The 6250-nt window shown below is 61.9% G+C and carries 5 protein-coding genes; 1 reads left to right on the top strand and 4 read right to left on the bottom strand.

Annotated elements, in window-relative coordinates:
* From AAFM29_RS08640 to AAFM29_RS08625, 4 genes are all read right to left on the bottom strand, one after another.
* On the bottom strand, nt 1-1115 hold a 1115-nt coding region (locus tag AAFM29_RS08640; protein WP_341712402.1), incomplete at its 3' end, for an efflux RND transporter periplasmic adaptor subunit.
* Nucleotides 1112-3475 carry an ABC transporter permease gene (locus tag AAFM29_RS08635; RefSeq protein ID WP_341712401.1) on the bottom strand — a complete coding sequence of 788 codons (2364 nt, stop codon included), beginning with the start codon at nt 3473-3475 and terminating at the stop codon, nt 1112-1114. The genes AAFM29_RS08640 and AAFM29_RS08635, both read right to left, overlap by 4 nt.
* The gene (locus tag AAFM29_RS08630) at nt 3472-4176 is read right to left on the bottom strand and encodes an ABC transporter ATP-binding protein (protein WP_341712400.1); all 705 of its coding nucleotides are present in this window, start codon (nt 4174-4176) and stop codon (nt 3472-3474) included. Before AAFM29_RS08630 ends, AAFM29_RS08635 begins: the two co-directional genes overlap by 4 nt.
* Before the next feature lie 140 nt (nt 4177-4316).
* Complete coding sequence (locus tag AAFM29_RS08625) at nt 4317-5507, bottom strand: L,D-transpeptidase family protein (RefSeq protein WP_341712399.1); 1191 nt, start codon at nt 5505-5507, stop codon at nt 4317-4319.
* A 67-nt stretch (nt 5508-5574) separates the two neighbouring features.
* Between AAFM29_RS08625 and AAFM29_RS08620 the strand changes: the two genes are divergently transcribed.
* The gene (locus AAFM29_RS08620) at nt 5575-6210 is read left to right on the top strand and encodes a murein L,D-transpeptidase catalytic domain family protein (protein ID WP_341712398.1); all 636 of its coding nucleotides are present in this window, start codon (nt 5575-5577) and stop codon (nt 6208-6210) included.
* Nucleotides 6211-6250 lie beyond the last annotated feature (40 nt).

Genomic DNA, 6250 nt, shown 5'->3' with positions numbered 1-6250 from the left:
GGATTGAGGATGACGTCATCCCCCTCGCGGAGTCCCTTTGCAACTTCGGCATACTCATCGTTGAGATGGCCGAGGTCGACATATCTCTCGACCGCTCGTCCGCCCTCGATCACGAACACGCGCCAGCCGCCATCGCCACCGCGGAACAATGCCCCGATCGGGACACGCAAGGCCTTGTCGTCGCTCCATAGGACAAAGGTCGCATCGACCTGATAACCGTGCCCAAGCCGTGCAAGCGTATCGGCTTGCGCCGGGTCGAAGCCAACGATCACGTTGACGCGTTGCTCCTCGATACCAAGTGCGGAAATCTTCAAGCGACCATAGGGTTCGACCTGTTTGACATGCCCGCGGATCGTCGAGTCACCACCCCATTGGGTAATGAGCACCTGATCGCCCACACTCACCCGTGCCGCCTCAAGCGAAATCAGGTCCACGACCACTTCGATCTGCTGCGGATCGCCGATGGTGATTAGCGGCGTCCCTTGCGCGATCACGCCCTCGCTCTCGGTAATGACCGACATGACCGAACCACCAGCCGGAGCGCGAACGGCGATCGGACTCCCGATCCCTGCGCCTTTGGGCTGCGCAAGCAGGGCTTCAAGGCGTCGCACCTCCCCACGCGCCTGATCCGCCTGTGCGCGGCCGTTGGCGACGCGAGTGCGTGCGGCTTCCAGCTGGGCTCGAGACAGGAACTCCTGCTTGGCCAACTCTTCCGCACGGGCGAGGTCCCTCTGCGCCTGTTCCAGCGACGCCTGCGCCCCGCCCAGGGTTGCGCGCGCGGATGTCAGCGCCGCGCGCAATTCACTCTCGCTGCGCTGATCGAGTGGAGTCGAAGGCACCCCGGTCATCCGAGTAATCAGTGCGCCGCGGGAAACCCGGTCGCCAGCCTCGAACTCGATCCTAGAGAGAAAACCCGTCACGGGCGCGGATACGATGTAATACTCTTCCGCGCGCGTCACCCCGTCATCGGTAACGCCGACAGTCATCGGGCCGCGCGACACCTTCCCGGAATCGACCGGCACCCGTTCCGGCCAGAAGGCGAACGTCAGGCCAGCCACCAACGACAGCACGATGAGCAAAGCCCAACGCCAGCGCCTGATGAAGGCCCCCATCATTCCTGGCCCTTCAGCACGCGTACCATGTCCAGCCCAAACACCCGCCTTGCCACCGCAAGCGCCGTCAGCGAGGCCGCCGTCATGACCACCAGGCTAGCAACGCCAAAGGTTGCACGCGAAGGTGCAAACGGCAGGCGAAACAGGTCGGAACTGAACATGGCGGTCATAAATTGCGCCAACCAATAGCCAATGATGCATCCAACGGGAACCGCGGCTACTACCAGCAAGGCAAGCTCTCCCAGCATCACCAGCCCCACCTCCGAACGGAAATAGCCAAGCACGCGCAATGTCGCGAGCTCATGGGCCCGTTCCGAAAAAAGGATCCGGGCACTGTTATAGACGACGCCAACCGCGATCGCAGAGGCGAAGGCGATATAGAAGAACAGCATTGTGTTGATGTTCTGGTCGATCAGCTCCTCGAACCGCGACATCGCCGCATCGCGTTCGCTGACCCCCAGGATCAAGGGCATGCCCTTAAGACGGGTCAGGATGCTTTCGCGATATGCCGGATCGGTCCGTAGCAACGCCAATCCTACTGGAGACGCGTCGCGCGTCAGGCGTTCGAGCACATCCTGTGTGGCATAGGCGCGCTCACCCACGAATTCATCGACTATCCCGGCGACGGGCATTTCCAATTCCGTCTGGCGGCCGCCAAGCAATTCAACGTGGACCCGATCGCCTGCATCGACCGCCAGCTTGTCCGCCAATCGGCGACTGAGCATGAGACCTGCCGCAGGCAGCCCCAATTCCGCGCCACTGCTATCGATCCGCGCGGACAGGATTGCGTCTTCGCTGGTGCTTTCGATCGCTGCACGCTCGGTCCGATTGGCATAGCTGAGCTTGACCGGAACGCCGCGCATGGGCTCGACGCGGATCACCCCGGGGAGCTGCTGCAACGCGTAAATCACGTCTTCGTTGCGTGGCTCGGTGAAGGTCACCGTCATGTCCTGCCGCTGGGCCCGAAAGAAGAAGGAATCCAGCATCGCACGGCTCGAGTCGAGAAACTGGAGCGTCGCGAACAGCAGCGCAAGCGAAAGCGAGACGCCGAGAACCGTTATCGCCGAACGCCAGGGCCACCTAGCTATGTGCCGGGCGATCATATGCCCGATCGTTGTGAAGCCCGCCCAGGTGCCGAACCGTTCGAGTGTACCCGAACGGTAGACGGGCGGTGGCGGTGGCGACATCGCGACGGCCGGGTTCAATCGTGCGGCGGTACGCATGCCCACCATCGCCCCAAGGCTCGCTGCGCCAAACGACAGCGCGGCTGCAGCGAGGAACACCCCTCCCGAAATGCGGTACTCAAGGAAGGGAAAGCGGAAGAACTGAAGATAGATCTCGGTCATCGCCCGCCCCATCCAGATCCCCGCTGCCGCGCCGCCGATGGTGGCCAGAGCGGCGACCGCCAGCGAGAACTTGAGATAATGCGATGCGATGGCCCAGTCCGAATAGCCAAAGGCCTTGATCAGCCCGATCTGGGTCCGTTCGGTGCGGATCAGCCGACCCAGCACGATGTAGACGAGGAAGGTGGCGACAACCAGGAAGACCGGCGGAATGACCCGCGTCATCGCATCGAGCTGCGCCAGCTCATTGTCCACGAAGGCATTGGAGATATGATCCTTGCGGCCATAGGCCCCTGCCCCGCCATAGGGCGCGACGACATCGTCGAGCTTTCGGATCACCTCGGCCTCGGAAGCGCCGTGCTGGAGAGTCAATGAAAGCGCATTGATCGCCTCCTTGCGATCGGTTGCCGCTTCCAGTGCCAGTTCCCCCATCCAGAAAATCCCGAAGCGCGTTTCGTCCGGCACGATATCGCCCGGCGCCAGTGCGTAGATGAAATCTGGCGCCAGCCCGATCCCAACAATGCTGAGAGGCTGCTGGCTGCCGTAGATCAACGCCGATACCTCATCCCCGATGCTGAGTGCATTCGCCTTCGCAAACGCCTCGTCGACGACCACTTCCTGTGGCGCGCCCGGCCGCGGCAAGCGCCCTTCGCGCAGGGTGACCAGGTTGAGCCGGTTGTAGCCATGTTCGTCGATCGAATTGATCAGCGCGCGCACGGGGACCGCACGGCCGGGCATATCGAGCGAAGCATATTGCTGGATGCGCCCCTCAACTCGCTGGACACCCTCGATCGCCGCCACGCGATCGACGATAGTGCGCGGAGCGCGCGTCATTTCGACAAAGACATCGGCAAAGTGGTTGCGCGCGTAATAGGCGTCCCGGGTCTCTGCGAGTGACCGGTTGACGCCCATCGACAATACAAAGGTGGAAGTAGCGGCGGCCAATACCAGCGCAATGGCAAGCGCCTGCCCGCGCATCCGCCAAAGATCGCGCAGCAACTTGAGGTTCAGCGCCCTCACCAGCTGATTTCCCGGGCCGGAATCGGCTTTTCGTTCACTTCAACCCGCGCGATGCGCCCGTCGAGAAAATGCAGCACGCGATCGGCCATGGCGGCGATGCCGACATTGTGCGTGATAACAACGACCGTCGTACCAAGCTCGCGATTGGCCAGGGCGAGCGTTTCCAGCACACGCACACCGGTCTTGCTGTCGAGCGCTCCGGTCGGCTCGTCGCAGAGCAAGACGCCGGGTTGCTTGGCGACCGCACGAGCAACCGCGACGCGCTGCTGTTCTCCGCCAGACAGCTGTGCGGGGTAATGATCGGCACGATCGGTCAGGCCTACCAGCTCCAGCGCCTCCATCGAATCCATGGGGTTGGACGCGATATCGGTGACCAGCTGAATGTTCTCCCGCGCGGTCAGGCTGGGGATCAAATTGTAAAACTGGAAAATGAAGCCGATGTTCGCTCGTCGAAAGCGGGTCAGGTCCCGATCATCCAGGGCGACAAGATCGGTATCCCGGTAGTAAAGTTCGCCCGAAGTGGGTCGATCCAGACCACCGACGATGTTGAGCAGGGTCGACTTGCCACTGCCAGATGGCCCCAGCAGCACAAGCAGTTCCCCCGCCGGAATTTCGAGATCCGCTCCGCGAAGGGCATGAACCTCGGTCTCCCCCGTCTGGTAGATCTTGCTCAGCCCGCTTCCATGAAAGGCCAGCTCCACCGACTATTGCCCTCCCCGCTCGTCCATCCCGCGATGTACCAGACAATGATGGCATGGCCTTTGACATGGGACAAAGGCCTTTTGGAAATGAGTAATTTGCCCCGATCGGAAAGCCTTGAGCCGAAACTCGCGGGTCAGCGTCACTCCGCCGATTGCATGGCGCAACCGGTGGCCGCGAGCCGTCCCTCTGAGCGGTAATCGGCAGACAGGGTCCTGATGCGATCATCACGCCTGTAGATGTCGTCAAGAATGTCGATCCCGCCCTGATCGTTCTCAACCGCCGTGAAATAGGCGACATAGAGCGGCAGTGGCTTCGCGAGATCGAGCTGGGTGGTTTCCCCGCCCGCCACGATCTGGTCGACCTCTTCGCGCGTCCTCACCCCTTCAAGCAGCGTTGCTGCGTAACCGATGGCATCGCCCGTGCGGATGCAGCCGTGGCTGAAGGCGCGGACCTCCTTCTCGAACAGATCCTTGTTGGGCGTATCGTGCATGAACACCGAATAGGGATTGGGCATGACCAACTTCATCTGACCCAGCGCGTTGTTTGGTCCAGGCCGCTGGCGATAGCGGCCATCGCTCCAGACATAACCGCGTTGTTTCGCCAATGCCGGATTGCGCCTGACCAGCGCGCCTACGCTTTCCCTGACGATGCTCGCCGGAATTTCCCACCAAGGGTTGAGGATTACGCCGGTGATGGTCGCATCGAAGACCGGCGTAGGCGTGGATATCTTGCCGACGATCACGCGCCATGTCCCGGCAACTTCGCCTGCGCGCCACAACCTTGCTTCGAAGCGGGCGGTATTGACGAGCACATAGTCCGGCCCGAGTGACCTCGGCAGCCAGCGCCATCGCTCCATATTGCGAGCGATTACCTTGCGGCGCTGTTCATCTGCATCAGCGGCATAGGCCGCCCGCAAGGCGGAATATTCGAGATGCGCCGGACGCTGGACAGCGAAGAACGTGTCGAGCGAGCCGCTACCCAAGGCATTGTCTAGCATCGACCCAAGGGCATTCTCGTCGTCGGTGTCGCGAATGTTCCAGCCACGCCGCTCAGCCTCGCTCGCGCGCCCCTTGAGGTGCATTTTCGCCAGTCGGAGCGCGATTTGCCGCGCCTGCCGCGAAATTTCCTCTGCATCTCCATTCGCGAGCGCCCGATCGAGCGCGGTCGTCTCAAGCCGCGGCAAGGCATCCTGAGGCGCAGCGGCAACCCACTGTTTCAGCTTGGTAACGTCTGCGGCAGACCACGAATGATGCAATTCCTGGGCCGCTACCGGAGACCAGGCGACCGCGGTTGCCGCCAATGCAATTGCCGCTCTCAGGGCACCACTCATCTTGCCTCGTCCTTGCCTCCGGCGATCCAGAACCCACATTTTGTACTAGTTACCCAGGGATCGCACCATGACAATCACCAGACGCCAATTCATTGGCAGCGGCACTTGCGTCATTGCTGGCCTCGCCGCTCCCAGCGCCGCCATCGTCCCGCCGCCGGCCTCGCCAGCAGCCTCACCCCTCGCGACACCAGTCACACCACTGCCCACACCGGTCTCGCAAGCATTGGAAGCGCTAGGCAAGCACGGAGACAGAGTCCTCTGTCATGACCGGATCGCGGTGGCGGATTATGCCCAACACTCGTCCGAACCTCGCTTCTACCTCGTTAATGTAGAGGAAGGTCGGATCGAGGCCACCTATCTCGTCTCGCACGGAAGAGGCTCTGACCCGGCCAATACCGGCTATGTCGAACGCTTCTCCAACCGGCCCGGATCATACGCTTCCTCGTCGGGGAGTTTCCTCACCGCCGATACCTATTACGGCAAGCACGGGCGATCGCGTCGCCTGCATGGCCTTGACCCGGAGAACAACCGCGCCTGGGATCGCGCAATCGTGATCCATGGCGCCGACTACGTCGATCGCTCCATGGCCGAGTTGCAGGGTCGCGTCGGGCGGAGCCTCGGCTGCTTTGCGTTCGAACAAGACAAGATCAACGAGGTTCTCGAACGACTGGGGCCAGGGCGGTTGTTGTTCTCCACAAAGTAATCAAACTTCCCTGTACTCAAGCGCGCCCCTATTTCATCCG

Source organism: Erythrobacter sp. (genome assembly GCF_038133525.1).
Taxonomy (GTDB): Bacteria; Pseudomonadota; Alphaproteobacteria; order Sphingomonadales; family Sphingomonadaceae; genus Qipengyuania.
This window is presented reverse-complemented; position numbering and strand designations above follow the sequence as displayed.